The 19,154-nt window shown below is 71.7% G+C and carries 16 protein-coding genes and 1 tRNA gene; 8 read left to right on the forward strand and 9 right to left on the reverse strand.

Annotation, left to right across the window (positions count from 1 at the left end; all coding sequences use genetic code 11):
• Window position 1 precedes the first annotated feature (1 nt).
• The 3 genes from crtI to H7A69_RS07130 are packed head-to-tail and all read right to left on the reverse strand — an operon-like array spanning window position 2 to window position 3,602.
• Complete coding sequence (gene crtI, locus H7A69_RS07120) at window positions 2-1,633, reverse strand: phytoene desaturase family protein (protein WP_182046421.1); 1,632 nt, start codon at window positions 1,631-1,633, stop codon at window positions 2-4.
• Window positions 1,630-2,547: a phytoene/squalene synthase family protein gene (locus tag H7A69_RS07125; RefSeq protein WP_182046422.1), complete on the reverse strand. Its 918-nt coding sequence runs from the start codon at window positions 2,545-2,547 to the stop codon at window positions 1,630-1,632. The genes crtI and H7A69_RS07125 overlap by 4 nt, the downstream gene beginning before the upstream one ends.
• Window positions 2,544-3,602, reverse strand: coding sequence for a polyprenyl synthetase family protein (locus H7A69_RS07130; protein ID WP_182046423.1), 1,059 nt, complete (start codon window positions 3,600-3,602; stop codon window positions 2,544-2,546). Before H7A69_RS07130 ends, H7A69_RS07125 begins: the two co-directional genes overlap by 4 nt.
• 21 nt (window positions 3,603-3,623) lie before the next feature.
• Between H7A69_RS07130 and idi the strand changes: the two genes are divergently transcribed.
• The 5 genes from idi to H7A69_RS07155 all read left to right on the forward strand — a co-directional run bounded on the left by idi (window position 3,624) and on the right by H7A69_RS07155 (window position 9,749).
• Window positions 3,624-4,166 carry an isopentenyl-diphosphate Delta-isomerase gene (idi, locus tag H7A69_RS07135; protein WP_182046424.1) on the forward strand — a complete coding sequence of 181 codons (543 nt, stop codon included), beginning with the start codon at window positions 3,624-3,626 and terminating at the stop codon, window positions 4,164-4,166.
• A 144-nt stretch (window positions 4,167-4,310) separates the two neighbouring features.
• A complete protein-coding gene (locus tag H7A69_RS07140) occupies window positions 4,311-5,330 on the forward strand; it encodes a LacI family DNA-binding transcriptional regulator (RefSeq protein WP_069711993.1) in 1,020 nt (339 codons plus the stop codon).
• A 405-nt stretch (window positions 5,331-5,735) separates the two neighbouring features.
• Entirely contained in the window at window positions 5,736-7,259 is a 1,524-nt protein-coding gene (mmsA, locus tag H7A69_RS07145; RefSeq protein ID WP_069712061.1) for a multiple monosaccharide ABC transporter ATP-binding protein, read from the forward strand.
• On the forward strand, window positions 7,256-8,548 hold the full coding sequence (gene mmsB, locus H7A69_RS07150; protein WP_182046425.1) for a multiple monosaccharide ABC transporter permease: 1,293 nt from the start codon (window positions 7,256-7,258) through the stop codon (window positions 8,546-8,548). The genes mmsA and mmsB overlap by 4 nt, the downstream gene beginning before the upstream one ends.
• An 85-nt stretch (window positions 8,549-8,633) precedes the next feature.
• Window positions 8,634-9,749 carry a sugar-binding protein gene (locus H7A69_RS07155; RefSeq protein WP_069711991.1) on the forward strand — a complete coding sequence of 372 codons (1,116 nt, stop codon included), beginning with the start codon at window positions 8,634-8,636 and terminating at the stop codon, window positions 9,747-9,749.
• 166 nt (window positions 9,750-9,915) lie between these two features.
• On the opposite strand, the gene H7A69_RS07160 is transcribed toward H7A69_RS07155, so the two are convergent.
• The 3 genes from H7A69_RS07160 to dcd form a co-directional block, all read right to left on the reverse strand.
• Complete coding sequence (locus H7A69_RS07160) at window positions 9,916-10,263, reverse strand: DUF86 domain-containing protein (RefSeq protein ID WP_182046426.1); 348 nt, start codon at window positions 10,261-10,263, stop codon at window positions 9,916-9,918.
• Entirely contained in the window at window positions 10,260-10,781 is a 522-nt protein-coding gene (locus H7A69_RS07165; protein ID WP_182046427.1) for a helix-turn-helix transcriptional regulator, read from the reverse strand. Before H7A69_RS07165 ends, H7A69_RS07160 begins: the two co-directional genes overlap by 4 nt.
• Window positions 10,782-10,874: 93 nt before the next feature.
• Window positions 10,875-11,462 (reverse strand): dCTP deaminase, encoded by a 588-nt coding sequence (gene dcd, locus H7A69_RS07170; RefSeq protein WP_182046428.1) that lies wholly within the window; start codon window positions 11,460-11,462, stop codon window positions 10,875-10,877.
• Between the two features lie 102 nt (window positions 11,463-11,564).
• Between dcd and H7A69_RS07175 the strand changes: the two genes are divergently transcribed.
• Complete coding sequence (locus H7A69_RS07175; RefSeq protein ID WP_182046429.1) at window positions 11,565-12,677, forward strand: GNAT family N-acetyltransferase; 1,113 nt, start codon at window positions 11,565-11,567, stop codon at window positions 12,675-12,677.
• Between the two features lie 64 nt (window positions 12,678-12,741).
• Window positions 12,742-14,787, forward strand: coding sequence for a cytochrome c oxidase assembly protein (locus tag H7A69_RS07180; protein ID WP_182046430.1), 2,046 nt, complete (start codon window positions 12,742-12,744; stop codon window positions 14,785-14,787).
• Between the two features lie 103 nt (window positions 14,788-14,890).
• On the opposite strand, the gene H7A69_RS07185 is transcribed toward H7A69_RS07180, so the two are convergent.
• The 3 genes from H7A69_RS07185 to H7A69_RS07195 form a co-directional block, all read right to left on the reverse strand.
• Window positions 14,891-17,200 (reverse strand): Ig-like domain repeat protein, encoded by a 2,310-nt coding sequence (locus H7A69_RS07185; RefSeq protein ID WP_182046431.1) that lies wholly within the window; start codon window positions 17,198-17,200, stop codon window positions 14,891-14,893.
• A gap of 171 nt (window positions 17,201-17,371) precedes the next feature.
• Window positions 17,372-17,707: a hypothetical protein gene (locus H7A69_RS07190; RefSeq protein ID WP_182046432.1), complete on the reverse strand. Its 336-nt coding sequence runs from the start codon at window positions 17,705-17,707 to the stop codon at window positions 17,372-17,374.
• Window position 17,708: 1 nt separating this feature from the next.
• A complete protein-coding gene (locus H7A69_RS07195; RefSeq protein ID WP_182046433.1) occupies window positions 17,709-18,788 on the reverse strand; it encodes a DUF6177 family protein in 1,080 nt (359 codons plus the stop codon).
• Window positions 18,789-18,995: 207 nt separating this feature from the next.
• Between H7A69_RS07195 and H7A69_RS07200 the strand changes: the two genes are divergently transcribed.
• A tRNA-Gly gene (locus H7A69_RS07200) sits at window positions 18,996-19,066 on the forward strand.
• Window positions 19,067-19,154 lie beyond the last annotated feature (88 nt).

Consider the following 19,154-nt stretch of genomic DNA (forward strand, 5'->3'; position numbering starts at 1 on the left):
GCTACGCGACCGGGGCGGCCGCCGTCGCCGGCAGCGGCGTCGGGAGCGGCTCGGTCGAGGTGTCGCCGTGGATGCGCTTGAGCAGCACCTCGGCGCTGATCAGGCACATCGGCAGACCGATGCCCGGCGTGGTCGAGGCGCCGGCGTAGTAGAGCCCCTCCACCTTGCGGGACACGTTCGCCTCGCGGAAGAACGCGCTCTGCGCCAGGGTGTGCGCCGGCCCGAGCATCGAGCCGCTCCACGCGTTGTAGTCGTCCGCGAAGTCCTGCGGGCCGATGGTGCGCCGGACGCGGATGCGGTCGCGCAGGTCGGTCACGCCCGAGCGCTCCGCGATGACCGCGATCGCCCGGTCGGCGATCCGCTCGACCTCGGCGTCGCCGGCGCCGTCGATGCCGCCCTTCCCGATGGACAGGTCGGCGGGCAGCGGCACGAGGACGAACAGGTTGCTCGACCCCTCGGGCGCGACGGAGTCGTCGGTGAGCGAGGGCGCGCAGACGTAGATCGACGCGGGGTCCGGCACGTGCCGGTCCTTCCCGAAGATCGCGCCGAAGTTGGCCCGCCAGTCGGCGGTGAACACGAGCGTGTGGTGGAGCAGCCCCGGCACCTCGCCCTCGACGCCGAGGTAGACGAGCACGGCGCTCGGCCCGGGGTCGCGCTTCCGCCAGTGCGGCTCGGGGAAGGTCCGGTGCTCGGCGTCGAGCAGCTGCAGCTCGGTGTGGTGCAGGTCGGCGGCGCTCACGACGAGGTCGGCGGGGACGGTGTGCGACGAACCCGCGGCGTCGCGGTGGACGACCCCCGTGACGTGCCCGTCCTCGACGACGATCCGCTCGACCGGCGCGCCGGTGGTGATCGTGACGCCCTCGCGGCGGGCGACGCGCTCGACGGCGGCGATCACCTCGGTGATACCGCCCTTCGGGTAGAGCACCCCGTCGGCCAGGTCGAGGTGGCTCATCAGGTGGTACATGCTCGGCGCCGCGTACGGGCTCGTGCCGAGGAACACCGCCGGGTAGCCGAGGACCTGCCAGAGCCGACGGTCCCGCACGGCCTTCGACGCGAAGGTCGACAGCGGCTGGAGCAGCAGGCGCGCGAGCTTCGGCAGCCGCCGGAGCACGTCCGGGGCGGCGAGCTTCGTCAGGTCCTGGAAGGTCGTGTAGAGGAAGCGGCGCACCGCCATGGCGTAGGTGTCCTCGGCGGAGTCGAGGTACTTCCGCAGCCGGTCGCCGGCACCGGGCTCGATCGACTCGAACAGCGCGACGTTCGCCTCGCGGTCGGCGAGCAGGTCGATCGGCTCGTCGTGGCCCTCGCTGTAGACGCGGTAGCCCGGGTCGAGCTTCACCAGGTCCATCTCGGCGTCGGCGGTGGTGCCGAGCAGCCGGAAGAAGTGGTCGAAGACCTCGGGCATGAGGTACCAGCTCGGCCCTGTGTCGAACCGGAATCCGTCCTGCTCCCACGACCCGGCGCGGCCACCGAGCTGGTCGCGCTGCTCGAGCACCGTGACGGCGTAGCCGTCGCGGGCGAGCAGCGCGGCGGACGCCAGTCCGCTGATGCCTCCGCCGACGATCACCGCACGACGGGCCGGCACCGTGCGCTTCGGGGCGGGTGCGGTCGGACGGGAGGCGCGTTGCGGGGTCATGCGGAGCCTCCCGGCCGGTGGGCGGTCGCCCGGGACCGCAGCGGCGCGCGTCCGGCGAGCACCTGCGCGGCGAGCCGCGCCTTCACCGGGTTCGGCACCCGGACCCGGGTGGTGACGAGCCGCTCCGCCGGGCAGGCGGCGATGCGGTCGTTGAGCTCCTGGAACAGCGCGTGCGCGAGCCCGACGGCCTTGCGGGCGTCGGCGGGCAGCAGCGGCACCGTCAGCGCGGCGCGGTCGAGGTCGGCCTGCACGTCGGCGACCAGGCGGCGCTTCGTCGCCTCGTCGAAGGTTCGGACGTCGACGCCCGGGAAGTACGAGCGACCGAGCACCTCGAAGTCGGCGTGCAGGTCGCGCAGGAAGTTGACCTTCTGGAACGCCGCACCGAGGGCCCGCGCGCCGTCGACGAGGACGGCGTCGTCGAACGTCGGTCGACCGGCGCGGTGCACGAACGCGCGCAGGCACATCAGGCCGACCACCTCGGCGGAGCCGTAGACGTAGCGGTCGAACGACTCCTGGTCGTGCTCGGTGCGATCGAGGTCCATCCGCATCGACGCGAAGAACGGCTTCGTCAGCTCGGGGCCGAACCCGGTGACGCGGGCGGTGCGGGCGAACGCGTGCACGACCGGGTTCACCGAGAAGCCGAGCGCGATCGCACGTTCGGTGTCCGCCTCGAGCTCGTCGAGCACGGTGCGGGCGAGGTCGTGGTCGAGCCCCGCCTCGGTCGCCGGGCCGTCCACGACCTCGTCGGCGACGCGGACCAGGGCGTAGACGTTCCGGATGTGCTCGCGGGTGTCCTTCGTGAGCAGCCGGCTCGCGAGCCCGAAGGACGTCGAGTAGCGCTCGATGACGACGCCGGACGCAGCCTCGGCCGTCGCGTCGTACAGGGGCAGACGCGGTGGTGCGGTCTGGGTCACCGCACGCGCTCCAGCAGTTCGGACACCAGGTGCTCCAGTCGATCGGCGAGCTCGTACGGCAGCGCCGACAGCTCGGCACGGGCCAGTGCGGCGTGCTCGGCGATCCGGGACTCGGCCGCCGACCGGGCGCCGCAGGTCTCCAGGGTCGCACGGAGTTCGGTCGCGCGCTCCTCGGTCAGGTCCGGGTCGCCGAGGTACGGCGCGATGTCGTCCCAGCAGTCGGTCGTCGCCGCGTAGGCGATGAGCATCGTGCGCTTGCCCTCGCGGAGGTCGCCGAGCACCGACTTGCCGGTGACCGTCTCGTCGCCGTACACGCCGAGCAGGTCGTCGACGATCTGGTACGCGATGCCGATCTCGCGGCCGAACGCGCCGAGCGCCTCGACCACCTGGTCCGACGCGCCTGCCAGGACCGCCCCGGACTGCAGTGGCGCCTCGAACGAGTACACGCTCGTCTTCGCCCGCTCCATCGCGAGCACCTCGTCGACCGACGGCATCACGCCGAGCGCCAGGTCGACGTCGGTCATCTCGCCCGCGGCACTGGCGAAGACCGCGTCGTCCAGGATCTCGAGCAGCCGCGTCCGACGGTCCCCGGTGACGCCCGAGGCCTCGACGAAGCGCGTGGTGGCGGCGAGCGCGAGGTCGCCGGCGATGACGGCGGCGCTCATCCCGCGGTGCTCGGCGGTCGGCAGGGCGAGGCCGCCGGTGGTGCCGGTGTCGCGGAACGACCCGGCCACGTTCGGCTCGCCGCGCCGGGACCAGTCACGGTCGATCACGTCGTCGTGCACGACGAGCGCGGTGTGGAGCAGCTCGTAGGCGGCGGCGACGTTGGCCGCTGCGTGGGCGTCGGTCCCGCCGAGGCCGCTGTACGCGGTGAGGACCATGCGCGGCCGGAAGCGCTTGCCGCCCATGCTCGCGCGACGGAGCACGCGCCACAGTTCCTCGGACGGTCGGCCGAACCGACGGGCACGGGCCGACGACACCACGAAGAAGCGTTCGATGCACTCGTCGACCAGTGCGAGGTCGATGTGCGTCACGGTGGCCGCTTCCTCGCTCATTGGCCTAACCTATCGGGGCAGATGAACACTTTCCCGGAAACCGTCGTCCTGCTGGCCGAGGACCGCACCCCGGTCGGCACCGCGGACAAGTTCGCGGTGCACACCGACCACACGCCCCTCCACCTCGCGTTCTCGTGCCACGTGCGGAACACCGACGGCCAGGTCCTCGTGACCCGCCGCGCGCTGTCCAAGAAGACGTGGCCTGGGGTGTGGACGAACACGTTCTGCGGGCACCCCGGCCCCGACGAGGCGTTCGAGGACGCCGTCGCGCGACGCGCCTCCCGCGAGCTCGGCATCACCGTCCGCGACGTCGAGCTCGTGCTCCCCGACTTCCGCTACCGCGCGGTCGACGCCTCGGGCATCGTCGAGAACGAGGTCTGCCCGGTGTTCCGCGCCGTGACGGACGACGTGCCGACCCCCGCAGACGACGAGGTCGCCGAGTACGCGTGGGTCTCCGAGGACGACCTGCGCGCCTCGGTCGCAGGCGCGCCCTTCGCGTGGAGCCCGTGGCTGGGCTGGCAGCTCGCCGAGCTCGAGCAGCAGGGCCTGCGCGTCACGCGCTGACCCCTCGGCACCACTCCCGCCCCGTCCGCCGCGGGCACCGCCGGACCACGGCTGGTGCGCAGGCCGCGGACGTGCATAATGATCTGGCTCGGAATGTGAACGTGCACATCGAGGTGCCACGGCCCCGGGCGGGAGAGAGCAACGATGGCGTCACCGCGGACGGAACAACCGCGCTCGCCCAGCATCCGCGACGTCGCGCGGGTCGCCGGCGTCTCGCACCAGACCGTGTCGCGGGTGCTCAACAACTCCGGCGCGATCCGCGACGAGACCCGCGAGCGCGTGCGCGCGGCGATGGAGCAGCTGCAGTACCGGCCGAACCGGGCCGCGCGTGCCCTCGTCACGAGCCGGACGCACACGATCGGCGTGCTCACGGCGCAGCGGTCGCACTACGGACCGGCGGCGACCATGCAGGCGATCGAGGACGCGGCGGTCACCCGCGGGTACTCCGTCACCACCGCGAACATCGCCGACGCCACCGACGTCGCGGTGCGGGACGGCCTCGGCCACCTGCTCGACCAGGACGTCGAGGGCATCATCGTCATCGCCCCGCAGCAACGCGTCTTCGACCTCATCGAGGAGCTCGGCATGCGGACGCCCTACGTGGCACTGCGGACGAGCATCGGTGACGGCCCGACCACGCTCTTCGTCGACCAGATGGAGGGCGCCCGACTCGCGACGGCCCACCTGCTCGACCTCGGGCACGAGTACGTCCGGCACATCGCCGGGCCACGGGACTGGATCGAGGCCGAGGCCCGCATGCAGGGCTTCCTGCGCGAGATGAGCGACCGGGACATGCCGGTCGTCCCGCCGATCCTCGGTGACTGGACGGCGGACTTCGGCTACCACGCGGGTCGAGAGTTGCTGCGGTACCGGGACTGCACCGCGATCTTCTGCTCGAACGACGCGATGGCGCTCGGCGTGATGCACGCCGCCCGCTCGTACGGGCTCGACGTCCCCGGCGACCTGTCGGTCGTGGGCTACGACGACATCCCCGAGGCCAAGCACCTCTGGCCGCCCCTCACCACCGTGCAGGTCGACTTCCCCGAGCTCGGTCGACGCTGCGTCGAACTGCTCCTGCCCGCCGCGGAGCAGGCGCTCCGTCCGGTCGACCTCGTGCCGCAGCTCGTCGTGCGCGGGTCGACGGGCGCACCCCGCCGCCGCTGACGCGACCCACCATCGGCCGGGAGGCGCGGGACGGGCCCGCCGCGCGCCTCCCGTCCGCTCCGGGCGACACCCGACCACCCCACCTCGGGGGCCGTCAGCACGCGGATCAGGCCGGATCACGCGGGCCGTTACGAAAACGCGACCGAACCGAATTGACAGCCGCGACGGGGCTGTGCGTAAATTACCTCCGTTCCGCCGATGTGAACGGTCACATGACCGTCACACGATCGGGACACCGGACGCGACAACGGGGTCCGCACAGGACTCCTGTGCCCCCGATGCCGCAGCTCACCACCCGAAGGACTGCCGCACCGCAGCGGCAGAAGGAGATGCACCGTGGCGTCAACCCCACAGGGACCGGACCTGGCCACCAGGTCCGTCACCAGCGCCGAGACCCTGCTCGAGATGCGTTCGATCACCAAGGAGTTCCCTGGTGTCAAGGCGCTCTCGGACGTGTCGCTGAGCGTCCGCGCCGGCGAGATCCACGCGATCTGCGGCGAGAACGGGGCCGGCAAGTCGACCCTCATGAAGGTGCTGTCGGGCGTCTACCCGTACGGCACCTACAGCGGCGAGATCGTCTACGAGGGCGAAGAGGTCCGCTTCAAGGACATCAAGCAGTCCGAGCAGGCCGGCATCGTCATCATCCACCAGGAGCTCGCGCTCATCCCCGAGCTGTCGATCACCGAGAACCTGTTCCTCGGCAACGAGCCCGGCCGCTTCGGCGTCATCGACTGGACCGCCGCCCAGCTGCGCGCCCAGGACCTGCTCGCCCGCGTCGGCCTGAACGACGACCCGGACACGCAGATCAAGAACCTCGGTGTCGGCAAGCAGCAGCTCGTCGAGATCGCGAAGGCCCTGCACAAGGACGTCAAGCTCCTCATCCTCGACGAGCCGACCGCGGCACTCAACGAGAACGACTCGCAGCACCTGCTCGACCTGATCGTCGGGCTGAAGTCCCGCGGCATCGCGAGCATCATCATCAGCCACAAGCTCAACGAGATCGAGCAGATCGCCGACGAGATCACGATCATCCGTGACGGCAAGGCGATCGAGACGCTCAACGTGAAGGGCGACGGCGTCAACGAGGACCGCATCATCCGCGGGATGGTCGGCCGTTCGCTCGAGAGCCGGTTCCCGGACCGCACGCCGAAGATCGGCGAGGTCTTCTTCGAGGTCAAGAACTGGACCGTCCAGCACCCGCAGGACTCGTCCCGCCTGGTCGCCAAGGGCTCGAACTTCCACGTCCGTCGTGGTGAGATCGTCGGCTTCGCGGGCCTCATGGGCGCCGGCCGCACCGAGCTCGCCATGAGCATCTTCGGGCGCTCGTACGGCACCTTCATCGACGGCCAGATCATCAAGGACGGCCGCGAGATCAAGGTGGCGAACGTCCAGCAGGCCATCGCGAACGGCCTCGGCTACGTCTCCGAGGACCGCAAGGCCCTCGGTCTGAACCTGCTCGACACGGTCAAGCGCTCGACGGTCGCCGCCGACCTGCCGAAGATCTCGAAGGCCGGCGTCGTCGACTCCCTCGAGGAGTACGACGTCGCCGAGCGCTACCGGAAGATGCTCCGCACGAAGGTGCCGACCGTCGAGGAGAACGTCGGCAAGCTCTCCGGCGGGAACCAGCAGAAGGTCGTCCTGTCCAAGTGGATGTTCACCGACCCGGACCTGCTGATCCTCGACGAGCCGACCCGCGGCATCGACGTGGGCGCGAAGTTCGAGATCTACGGCATCATCCAGCAGCTCGCGGCACAGGGGAAGGGCATCATCCTCATCTCCTCCGAGCTGCCCGAACTCCTCGGCCTCTCCGACCGGATCTACACGATCTTCGAGGGCCAGATCACGGCCGACGTCCCCGCGGACCAGGCCGATCCCGAAACCCTCATGCGCAGCATGACCTCCGCGCGGAAGGGCGCACTGATCTCATGAAGAACCTGAAACTGCTCTTCGGCAAGGGCAACAGCATCGGCCAGTACGGCATGATCATCGCGCTCATCGCGATCCTGATCCTGTTCTCGATCCTGACGAACGGGCTCATCCTCGAGCCGACGAACATCATCAACGTGTTCCTGCAGTACTCCTACATCCTCATCCTGGCGCTGGGGATGGTCATGGTGATCATCGCCGGGCACATCGACCTGTCGGTCGGTTCGGTGGCGGCCTTCACCGGCATCATCGTCGCCCAGTCGATGGCGCAGTGGAACTTCCCGGCCTGGGCCGCGATCATCCTCGGCCTCGCCGTCGGTGCCGCGGTCGGCGCCTGGCAGGGCTTCTGGGTCGCGTTCGTGAAGGTCCCGGCCTTCATCGTGACCCTGGCCGGCCAGCTGATCTTCCGCGGTGCGAACCAGATCATCGGCAACTCGACCTCGCAGCCGGTGCCGGACGACTACGCGCAGATCGGTTCGGGCTTCCTGCCCGACTTCGGCCCGGACTTCGGGTTCTCGAACGGCACGCTGATCCTCGGCATCGTCACCTGCCTCGTGCTGATCTTCCTCGAGATGCGCGGCCGTCAGCGTCGCAAGAAGATGCAGGCCGAGCTCGTCCCGCTCTGGGTCTCGATCGTCCGCACGGGCGTCCTGGTCGCCGTCACCCTCGTCGCGACCTACCTGTTCGCCGCCGGTCCCGCCGGCACGTCGATCCCGATCGTCGCGATCATCCTCGGCGTCCTGACCATCGTCTACGGCTTCCTCACCAAGAACACGATCTTCGGCCGCCAGGTCTACGCCGTCGGTGGCAACGCGAACGCCGCCGTCCTGTCCGGCGTCAGCGCCCGCAAGGTCAACTTCTTCGTCATGATGAACATGTCGGTCCTCGCCGCGATCGCCGGCATGGTGTTCGTCGGCTACTCGGGCGCCTCGGGCCCCGCCGACGGCACCGGCTGGGAGCTCGACGCGATCGCCGCCGTGTTCGTCGGTGGCGCCGCGGTCGCCGGTGGCATCGGCACGATCTCCGGGTCGATCATCGGTGGTCTCGTCATGGCCCTGCTGTCCAACGGTCTGTCGCTGGTGGGCCTCGAGTCCAACCGCGTCCAGATCATCCGCGGTCTCGTCCTGCTCGTCGCCGTCGCCTTCGACGTCTACTCGAAGTCGCAGGGTCGTCCGTCCCTGATCGGCGGGATGTTGAAGCAGTTCCAGCGGAAGGACACCGAACAGAACACGGTGGCCGCGCAGCAGCCGCGGACCATCGAGGACCAGCCCGAGAAGGTCAACGTCCAGTAACACGTGGCGGGTGGCCACCCCGGTGGCCGCCCGCACGATCCCCGCACCACACAGCACCACTCCTCAACGAAGAGAAAGCAATCTCATGCGCAAGAAGCTCATCGCCGGCATCGGTCTGGCACTCGTCGCGGGCCTGGCCCTCAGCGGCTGCTCGGCCCGCGGCAACTCGGACGCCGGCTCCGGCTCGACCGGCGGCGCCTCGAACGTCCAGATCAAGAAGGGCGACCTGATCGGCGTCGCGCTCCCCGCCAAGACCTCGCAGAACTGGGTGCTCGCGGGCGCCGCGTTCGAGAAGTCGATCGAGGACGCCGGCTTCAAGGCCGACATCCAGTACGCCAACGCCGGCAACCCGGTCCCGGACCAGCAGGGCCAGATCCAGTCGATGGTCACCAAGGGCGCGAAGGCGATCATCATCGGTGCCGCCGACGGTTCGCAGCTCGGCACGCAGGTGCAGGCCGCCAAGAAGTCCGGCGCCGTCGTCATCGCCTGGGACCGCAACATCCTGAACACCGAGAACGTCGACTACTACGTCGCGTTCAACAACTTCAAGGTCGGCCAGCTGCAGGGCCAGGCCCTGCTCGACGGACTCAAGGCCAAGAAGCCGAACGGCCCGTACAACATCGAGCTCTTCTCCGGCTCGCCCGACGACGCCAACGCGAAGGTCTTCTTCAACGGCGCCATGGACGTGCTCCAGCCGAAGATCGACGACGGCACGCTCAAGGTCGTCTCGGGTCGCACCAGCTTCTCGGACACCAACACGCAGGGCTGGCTCGCGCAGAACGCCCAGTCGCGCATGACCGACATCCTGACGAAGTCCTACACGAACACCGAGCTCGACGGCGTCCTGTCGCCGAACGACACCCTGGCCCGCGCGATCCTGACCGCCACCAAGGCGGCCGGCAAGCCGAACCCGGTCGTCACCGGTCAGGACTCCGAGACCGCGTCGATCCCGCTGATCATGCAGGGCGAGCAGTACTCGACCATCTACAAGAACACCACCGAAGAGGCCCAGGCCGCCATCGACCTGGTGTCGGACCTCGCCGACGGCAAGACCCCGAAGACCACGGACGACAAGAACAACGACAACGGCAAGAAGGTCGTCCCGGCCGTCGAGCTGACGCCGGTCCTCGTCACCAAGGAGAACGCGGTCGAGGCGTACAAGGGCAACGACACCCTCGAGGAGCTCGCCAAGAAGGGCTGATTCCCTTCCGCAGCAGCACCACAGCACCACAGCACCGCAGAAGGCCCCGTCTCGCTCCGGCGAGACGGGGCCTTCTCGCGTCCCGGGCGCGAGACGATCCCCTCGCTCTCGTGGGCAGGCGGCGGACGGGAGGCGCGCGGTGACGCCGCCACGCGCCTCCCGTCCGTCAGCTGGTCGGGCCGGCGCGGAGCGCGTGACGGTCGCGGAGCCGGGTGGCCGCCTCGCGGAGCCGCGGCGCGTCCACCCGCGCGGTCCAGACCAGCACCGGCGGCGAGACCGGACGTCGGCCGTTCGTCAGGCGGTCCCCGATCGCGGCGAGCCGCACCCACGGGATGCCCGGCTCCGAGGCCGTCAGGTCGTCCGGGAGCGCGGCGACCGCCACCCCGATCTCGACGAGCCGCATCCGGACGGCGTCGAGCACGAGGTCCGAGGGCGGCGAGTCGTCGACGTACCGCTCGATGGCCGCGCAGGCCTGCACGACCTCGTCGAGCAGCTCCCCCGTGCCCGGCGTCACAGCGGCACGGCCTTCCGACAGCGCTCCGGGTCGGTGCCCGCGCCGTCCAGCACCTCGACCTCGGCGTCGAGCAACCGCTCGGCCTCGTCCTGGATCCGCATGAGCGTGAAGATCCCGGCGCCCGGCTCGAGGTCGACGAGGAGCCCGACCGCGTCCCGCTGCCGGGACCGCTCGTGCGCGCGGCGCTCGGCCGGCACGAGCCGCGGCCGGGTCCCGCCGTTCCGGCGCACCGCCGCGACCAGGTCGTCCCGTGCCGCGGCGACGCGGTCGTGCAGCGGCGGGGGTGCGCAGGACGGGAGCAGGTCGATGGAGGCCTCGAAGCCCGCGGCACGCACGAGGCGTTGCAGCGCGGTGAGCGAGGGCTCCCGTCGGCCGTTCTCGTATGTGCTGATGACGCTCTGCGTGACCCCGGCGCGCGCGGCGAGCTGCACCTGGGTGAGCCCCGCGCGCGTCCGGGCGTCCCGGATCAGCTCGGACGCCGGGATCGGCCGCGGCACGGGGACGGGGACTTCGGCCATGCGGCCACGATACACAGAATGCGAAATGTTGCCCGATGATGACGTGCACCGTGTCACGAAGGGCGGCCAGGGTCCGGTCGGCCCCGGCTCGGGTCAGTCCCGGCGGGAGACGTCCGCGCGGTGGAAGTTGAGCGCCGAGCGCGACGGCGTCGGGCCGCGCTGCCCCTGGTAGCGCGACTGGTACTCGGCCGAGCCGTACGGCTTGTCCGCCGGGCTCGAGAGCTGGAAGAAGCAGAGCTGGCCGATCTTCATGCCGGGCCAGAGCTTGATCGGCAGCGTGGCGACGTTCGACAACTCGAGCGTGACGTGCCCGGAGAAGCCCGGGTCGATGAAGCCCGCCGTCGAGTGCGTGAGGAGCCCGAGACGGCCGAGCGAGCTCTTGCCCTCGAGGCGCGCGGCGATGTCGTCCGGCAGGGTCACGACCTCGAACGTCGAGCCGAGCACGAACTCCCCCGGGTGCAGCACGAACGCCTCGTCCGGGTCGGTCTCCACCAGGCGCGTGAGCTCGGGCTGGTCCTCGGCGGGGTCGATGTGCGGGTACTTGTGGTTGTCGAACAGCCGGAAGTACTTGTCGAGCCGGACGTCGATGCTCGACGGCTGGACGAGGGCGGGGTCGTACGGATCGAGGCCGATCCGGCCGTCGGCGAGCTGGGCGGTGATGTCGCGGTCGGAGAGCAGCACGCACGAAGCCTAGCGGCCGGTGGCGCGCCCCCGGTATGCTGCGAGGCTGCCCACCGGGGTGGCGGACGACGGCCGTCCGACCGGCCGCACGAGGGGGCACCCGTGACCGGCACAACCGGCACCACCGACACCTGGACCGTCGAGGAGCTCGACGTCCCGACGACGATGGACGACGACCCGGCGCGGGTGCAGGCGTTCCGGGACTGGCTCGCGGTGTCCGACGCCGCGGAGTTCGCGGTGCACGGACTCCGCGAGGTCTCGTGGACGCCCGCCGAGTACCTGCCGATGTGCCACGAACCCGGGGCCCCGAGCCGCCTGTTCGTCGTGCGCGACGACGCGGGCGAGGTCGTGGCGTCGGGGGCGTACGACTCGAGGACCGAGCCGGGCACGACGAACTGCTGGCTGTCGCTCGGCGTCCGGCCCGACCGGCAGCGCCGCGGTATCGGGACCCTGCTCGCCGATCGCCTCGAGCAGCTCGCCCGCGCCGAGGGACGCACCCAGTGGAAGACCTACGCCGTCTCGCGTCAGGTCGGCCCCGGTGCCGGACCCGGGTACGTCGCAGCGCCCACGGGCCACGGCGCCGTGCCCGTGGACGAGGCCGGCGTGCGCTTCCTGACGGGCCGCGGCTGGCGCTTCGGTCAGGTCAACCGGATGAGCCGGCTCGGGCTGCCGTCGGACGGGTCGGTCGTGCGCGCCCTGCACGAGCGCGCGGCCACGGCGGCCGGCCCCGGCTACCGGGTGCACACGTGGACCGGCCCGACCCCGGACCGGTGGCTCGACGACCTCGCGCTCCTGCACACGAGGATGAGCACCGACGCCCCCGAGGGCGACATGCAGGAGCCCGAGGACGTCTGGACCGGCGAGCGCGTCCGTGAGTCCGAGGAGCAGTTGGCGACCGGCCCGCACACGATGCTCACGATCGCGGTCGAGCACGTCGAGGACACCGCCCTGGTCGGTTTCAGCCAGCTCAAGGTGCCGGAGAACCCGGAGCGCCCGGTCATGCAGTGGGACACTCTCGTGCTCCGTGAGCACCGCGGGCACCGGCTCGGGTGGCTGCTCAAGGTGGTCGGGATCGAGACGATCGAGCGGGACTTCCCGGGCCGGCCGTCGATCGTCACGTTCAACGCCGAGGAGAACCGGCCGATGCTCGACGTCAACGAGGCCGTCGGCTTCGTCGGGGTGGGCAGCGAGGGGATCTGGGAGCACCGGGACTGACGGGCCCCGCCCGCTGCCGGACTGGGATGGTGGTGTCAGGCAGCGGACCTACCATTGGACGGTCATGACCGTCACGTCAGCCGCCACGCAGCCCGGGGACACGGCACCCGAACCCGCCCCCACCACCGCACGGTCCACCACCGTCGCGACGGTCCTGGTCATCGCCGTCCCGCTCGCCGTCGCCTGCGCCGTGCTCGGCATGACGCTCACCGGCGCGTTCACCGCCTCGCAGCAGCTCGTCTCCGCCGGTGACCTCGTGGAGTACGGCCTGCCGGTCGCCCGGGTCGTGCACGACACCGCCGCGGCGCTGTCGATCGGTCTGCTCGTCGTGGCCGCGTTCGCGCTCCCCGCGAAGAAGCAGGACCACCGCACGATGTCGTCCGTGCAGCACCGGGCCGCCCGCTGGGGCGCCGCGGCCGGTGCCGTGTGGTTCCTCGCCGCGGTCGTGGGGATCGTCCTCACGGGCGCGAACACGCTGGGTGTCCCGCTCACGAGTCCGGTGTTCGCGCGCAACTTCCTGCTCTTCGCGTTCCAGGTCGAGATCGGGCAGGCACTCGTCGTCTCCGCCGTCGCGGTGCTCGTCGCGACGCTCGTCGCCGCCTTCGCCACGCGGGTCACCTCGCTGGCGGTCGCGACGGTCGCCGGACTCTTCGCGCTGCTGCCGCTCGCCCTGTCCGGTCACGCCGCCGGGGCGCTCGAGCACGCGAACGCGGTGAACTCCCTCGCCGTGCACCTGGTCGCCGTGTGCGTGTGGGCCGGCGGGCTCGTCGCCGTGCTGCTCCTGCGCACCCGCACGAAGGGCGCCACGGGACGCGTGGTCGCGCGCTACTCGACGCTCGCGGGGTGGGCGTTCGCCGCGGTCGCGTTCTCCGGCATCGTCAACGCCTCGCTGCGCCTGACCGGTCCGGCCGACCTCGTGACGACGACCTACGGGTGGCTCATCACCGTCAAGGCGGTCATCCTCGTGCTGCTCGGACTCGCCGGTGTCGCGCAGCGCCGGAAGCTCGTGCCGGGACTCCTCCGTGCGCCGCTCGACCGCAGGCTGTTCGTCCGCTTCGCCCTGGCCGAGGTCGTGTTCATGGCCGTCGCGATCGGCGTCTCCGTCGCGGTGTCCCGCTCGCAGCCGCCGATCCCGCAGACGCCCGAGACGGGACAGGACACCCGGTCCGGCCTGCTCGGCTACACCTACCCGCCGGCGCAGACCGTGCAGACCTACCTGACGCAGTGGCACATCGACTGGGTCTACCTGGCGATCGCCGTCGTCGGAGCCGGCTGGTACCTGCTCGCGGTGCGGAAGCTCCGGCAGCGCGGTGACTCGTGGCCCGTGGGTCGCACCATCGCCTGGCTGCTCGGCTGCGTGCTCTTCATCTGGACGACCTCGGCCGGACCGGCGGTCTACGGCATGGTGCACTTCTCGTCGCACATGCTCCAGCACATGCTCCTCATGATGTTCGTGCCGCTGCCGCTCGTGCTCGGCGGGCCGGTGCTCCTCGCGCTGCGCACGCTGCCGGTGCGGAACGACGGCTCGCGCGGTGCCCGTGAGTGGCTCATGCTCTTCACGCACTCGCGGTACATGCAGTTCATGGCGAAGCCCGCCGTCGCCGGGACGATCTTCGCCGGCTCGCTCGTGGTGTTCTACTTCACGCCGGCGTTCCAGTACGCGATGCAGTCGCACGAGTGGCACGTCGCGATGGTCGTGCACTTCGTGCTGAGCGGCTACCTGTTCTTCTGGGTGTTCGTCGGCGTCGACCCGGGGCCGCAGCGCCCGCAGTACCCGATCCTCATCATCGCGCTGCTCGCGACCCTGGCCTTCCACGCCTTCTTCGGCGTCGCCGTGATGACCTCGCAGTCGGTGTTCGCGGCCGACTGGTTCCACGCGCTCGGCCAGACCGACGACCGCGCGCTCCTCGCCGACCAGCACACCGGGGGCGGCATCGCCTGGGGCGCGTCGGAGCTGCCGATGGTCTTCGTCGCCCTGCTCGTGGTGCGCAACTGGGTGCGGAGCGACAAGCGCGACGCCAAGCGCCTCGACCGCAAGGCCGAGCGCGACGGGGACGCCGACCTCAAGGCGTACAACGAGCAGCTCGCCGCCATGAACCGACGCGACTGAGGCCGCTGCAGGGAGCACCCGCCCCGGAACGAGACAGCGCACCGTGCGGATCCGCACGGTGCGCTGTCTCGCTGCGCTGGCTCGCTGCGCCGGAGCGACCCGACTAGCCCCGGGCCGCCCGGGTGCGACGGCCGAGCAGGAGCACGACACCGGCCACCAGCAGCGCGACGGCGAGGGCGATCCCCGTCCAGAGCGCGACGGTCGGGCCGGTGAAGGCGAGGCCGCCGGGTGCGGCTGCCGCCGTCGGGGTCGCGCTCGGCGTGGCGCCCGCCGGAGCCGAGCTGGGCGCTGCCGCCGTCGGGGCCGGTGCCGGTGTGGTCGGCGCCGTGGTCGGTGCCGGTGCCGGGGTGGTCGGCGCGGGGGTCGGGACCGGCACGACGGCCTCGGCCACGGTCACGTCGAACTCGTCCGAGGTCGACGCGGCGTACACCGCGTCGCCGGAGTAGACCGCGACGATCCGGTGACGGCCGGACCCGAGCCCGGCGACGTCGCAGCTCGTGACCGGGAGCGTGACGGCGCAGAGCACCCGGTCACCCTCGCGGAACTCGACGGTCCCCGTGGGTGCGGGCTGACCGGCGCGTGCCGCGGGTCCGTCGACGGTCAGCGTCACCGGGTCACCGGCCGCGACGGGCTCGGAGGCGTCCGGCGAGGTCGCGGTGACCGCCGTCGGGACCTTCGACACGACGAGCGATCCCGTGCCCTCGGCGGTCGCGTGGTCGGCGTCACCGAGGTACGCGGCGGTGACCTCTGTCCCGCCGGCGGTCGTCGCGGGGACGGTGCAGCTCGCCGTACCGTCCGTCAGCTCGGCCGTGCACAGCTGCGCGCCCGTCTGCGCGTCGGTGAACCGGACGGTCCCGGTGGGGACGGTCGCGTCGGTCGTCGCGGACGTCGACACCGTCGCGCGGAGCGACGCGTCGTCGCCGACGGTGACGGCGGTGTCCTCCACCGTGACGACGGTCGTCTGCGGGGCGACCGTGACGTCGCGGGTGACGGTGATCGCCTCGGCGTCGATCGACGACACGACCGTCGACACCGTCGCGGTGCGGGCGGTGCCGGTCACCGTGAACGGGATCGTGAGCTCGGGCAGGTCCGTGCCCGGGGCACGGTCGGCGGCGGCCTGCTCGCAGGTGACGACCTGACCCGACACGGAGCACGTCCAACCGGTGCCGGTCGCGCCGTCGGCCGACGGGGTGACGCCGGTCGGGAACGTGGTGGTCGTGCGGACGGCGCGCGTCTCGGAACCGCCGTCGGCGGAGATCGTCGGGATGACCGTGACGGTGCCGGAGCCGGCGTGCGCGACGCTGGTCGCGCCTCCCGTCCGCGCCGTCAGGACCGGGACCGCGCCCGCGGCGGTCGTCGCGACGAGGTCGGTGACCTCGTGCACGTCGGTCGCACCCCCCGTGCCCGCGGTGAAGCCGTAGGTGAGCTTGTAGGGGTACCCGGTCGCCGGGTCGATCCACGAGGGGTCGATCCCCGCGACGTTGCTGCTCGGGTCGAGCTTCGGCAGGGCACCGGTGACGACCTGGCGCGCGCCGCCCACGCTCGTGAAGACGACGGCGTACTGCCCGGCCGGTACCGACACGTCCGGGTACCGGCGTGCCGTCAGCGCCGATGCGGTCGGGTTGACGACGACCTCGACGGGCACGGCGACCTCGCTGCGGTCGGTGAAGACGGAGCCGCGGAGCGAGCGGTCGGCGCGCGTGACCGACTGGACGCAGTACCCGGAGGACCCGTTGCCCGGTCCGCGGACGGTCACCGAGTTCTCCGCACCGCCGCGGCTCTGGTCACCGACGCAGCCGGTGTAGTTGCCGGCGAACCCGCCGTAGGTGTCGAGACCGACACCGAGGTACGCGTGCTCGAGGCCGTCGACACCGCCGGCGGGGTAGGCCGCGTAGCCGAGCGCACCGCCGGTGTAGCCGGTCCTCGTGGGCACGGCGGGGTTGTACGGGTCGGTCGCCGCCAGGTAGAAGACCATGCCGTCGGCACCGCTGCCGTCGTACTGGTAGGTCGTGAACGAGGCGTCGAGGCCCTTGTCCGTCGGCACGGCCTGCACGGCACCGACGGCACCGATCAGGGCCTGCGACGCGGACGTCAGGCGGAGCGCCCCGGACCCGGCGTCGTCGGCCGTGTCACCGCAGGCGGGGATCGAGCCCGTGCCGGGCCCGCCCGACGCACCGGCCGTCAGGCAGGCGCTGTTCCCGGCGGCGGAGGGCGTCGACGGGAGCACCCAGCCGTCGCCCGCGCTGGTGCCGCGGAAGGTCTGGTCGGCGAAGGTCGTCTGCGTCGGGGCCGCGGCGCTGGCGGCGGTGACGTCCGCGCCGAGGAGCGCGAGACCGGCGAGTCCGGCCACGGTGAGACCGGCGAGGATGCTGCGAGCGCGCGCGACGGCGCGCCGCTGAGGTCGTTGAGCCAAGGGAGCCCTGTTCAGTGAGGAGGGGTGCCGACGAGGAGCTGCCAGCCCGGCTCGTCGACTCGGGTCCTCACACCGTAGGGCGATCCGCGCGATGTGGAGCACCGGGGACGCCGGACACCCCCGTACTGGGGGCAGGACGTCTGTCCGGAGACCGCCGACCGCGAGGGACGCTCAGTCTCCGTGCACGATGCAGACCGCGCCGAGCTCCATCGAGGCCTCGAGCGCGGCGCTGACGCCGGGCTCTCCCTCGGGCCCGAACGGGGTGACGGTGTCGACCCACCACAGCGGGGTCGAGAGGGCGGGCGCATCGGGCAGGATCCGCTCGACCTCGTCGAGCGAGTCCACCCGGCGGACGCCGAGGACCGTGATCACGGGGTGTCCCGCGTCGCGGCAGACCTGCAGCACCGGGCCGTCGTCGAGCGCACGGACGCCCCACGCGTCGTCGTGCAGCAGGAGCGCCTCCGCGACGTCCCGCGCCTGCACCGGCCCGCGGCAGAGGAGTGTCACGTCACGCGGCACCCTGACCGCCCGTCCGGTGGGCGGAGTGCGCGTGCGCGCCGCGGTCGTGTCCGTCGAGGGTGCCCTCGTCGTGCGCGGGGTCGAGCGGCGCGCCGCCGACGAGCTGGAGGAAGCGGTCCTCGTCGATGCGGTCGAGGAACGCCTCGAGGGCCTCCCACCCGTCCTCGAGCCGCACGACCAGGCCGCCGCCCCCGAACACCGACGTCGAGGTCCGCGCCGGCGGCCACTCCCCCGTGCGGTCCAGGAACCCGGCGGCCTCCGGACCGACGACGACCGCGAGCGGCGACGGTTCGCCGTGTGCGACCGCGCGGACCAGGTGGTCGGCGTCGCCGCGGCGCTGCATCACGACGCCGAACACCGGCTCGACCTCGGCGGCGACCCGGTGCACGGCGTCCAGGAGCTTCGCCGCGAGCGCGGGGTCGGTGCCGTCCTCGGGGATCGTGAGCACGGCGGACATCGTCTCGACGACGACCCCGTCGAGCAGGTGCGCGGTCATGGTCGCCGAGAAGCCGTCGCCCACCGCGTACGACGTCGACACGTCCGGGGCGTCGTGCTTGGCGTACTGCGTGACCACCCAGCGGTCCCACGGCACCGTCAGCGGTTCGCTCGTGCCCCACCGCGTGGGACAGGTGCCGACGGTGTCGCAGAGCGCCTCGATGGCGGAGCCGAGGTCGACCGCCCGGTCGGCGTGGTGCCGGAGCGTCAGGTCGATGCTGATCTGCCGGACGGACCCGGACGCGACCGGGTGCGCGGGCGACGGCGGACCGACGAGTTCCGGACCGGCGTGCACGAAGTCCTCGACGCCGGCGGCGCGGACGCCGGTGCGGCCGTCCCGCAGCGAGCCGTCCTGCTCGTCGACGGCCCACGCGGCTCCGTGCGCGCCCAGCGCGTGCCGCAGGGCGGGGCTGAGCGACGCCTCCCGGCCGGTGCGGAGCACGACCGTCCGCCCGGAGGCCGAGGCGCGTCGCAGCAGCGAGGCGAGCGAGTCCGTCAGCCACACGACCGGCGAGGCCGAACGGACCACGATGGCGGGGCCGACCACGTCGTCGATGAGGGGATGCCTGACCATCCGGGTCCTCCTCCGGTAGGGCGTCGGAACCCCCTGGACGGTACACACGGCGACGACACGTGTCCGTCGACCCGGGGACCTCACAGGGGAGACACGGCGACCGGACGGGAGGCCCGACCCACCCCCGCCGCGCCGCGTGCGGCGCGCGCACGGCTGGCATCCAGCGGAGAATCCGCTAGGCTTGCCACGTCCCGCCGGGCGGGACGCGCGAGTGTAGTTCAATGGTAGAACTCCAGCTTCCCAAGCTGGTAGCGCGGGTTCGATTCCCGTCACTCGCTCTCTCGACACGCAGGCACTCCCTCGAGATGCAGGATCCTGGAGGAGCCGCTTCCCGAACGCGGGGTTGCCCTCCGTGCGTGCACGGCC

The sequence above is a fragment of the Curtobacterium sp. ME26 genome, from assembly GCF_903970945.1.
GTDB lineage: Bacteria > Actinomycetota > Actinomycetes > Actinomycetales > Microbacteriaceae > Curtobacterium > Curtobacterium citri.

Excerpts from the sequence above, each read along its gene's own strand:
- crtI (WP_182046421.1), bottom strand. The coding sequence starts at position 1,633 with ATGACCCCGCAACGCGCCTCCCGTCCGACCGCACCCGCCCCGAAGCGC.
- H7A69_RS07130 (WP_182046423.1), bottom strand. The coding sequence starts at position 3,602 with ATGAGCGAGGAAGCGGCCACCGTGACGCACATCGACCTCGCACTGGTC.
- idi (WP_182046424.1), top strand. The coding sequence starts at position 3,624 with ATGAACACTTTCCCGGAAACCGTCGTCCTGCTGGCCGAGGACCGCACC.
- H7A69_RS07140 (WP_069711993.1), top strand. The coding sequence starts at position 4,311 with ATGGCGTCACCGCGGACGGAACAACCGCGCTCGCCCAGCATCCGCGAC.
- mmsA (WP_069712061.1), top strand. The coding sequence starts at position 5,736 with ATGCGTTCGATCACCAAGGAGTTCCCTGGTGTCAAGGCGCTCTCGGAC.
- mmsB (WP_182046425.1), top strand. The coding sequence starts at position 7,256 with ATGAAGAACCTGAAACTGCTCTTCGGCAAGGGCAACAGCATCGGCCAG.
- H7A69_RS07155 (WP_069711991.1), top strand. The coding sequence starts at position 8,634 with ATGCGCAAGAAGCTCATCGCCGGCATCGGTCTGGCACTCGTCGCGGGC.
- H7A69_RS07165 (WP_182046427.1), bottom strand. The coding sequence starts at position 10,781 with ATGGCCGAAGTCCCCGTCCCCGTGCCGCGGCCGATCCCGGCGTCCGAG.
- H7A69_RS07180 (WP_182046430.1), top strand. The coding sequence starts at position 12,742 with ATGACCGTCACGTCAGCCGCCACGCAGCCCGGGGACACGGCACCCGAA.
- H7A69_RS07195 (WP_182046433.1), bottom strand. The coding sequence starts at position 18,788 with ATGGTCAGGCATCCCCTCATCGACGACGTGGTCGGCCCCGCCATCGTG.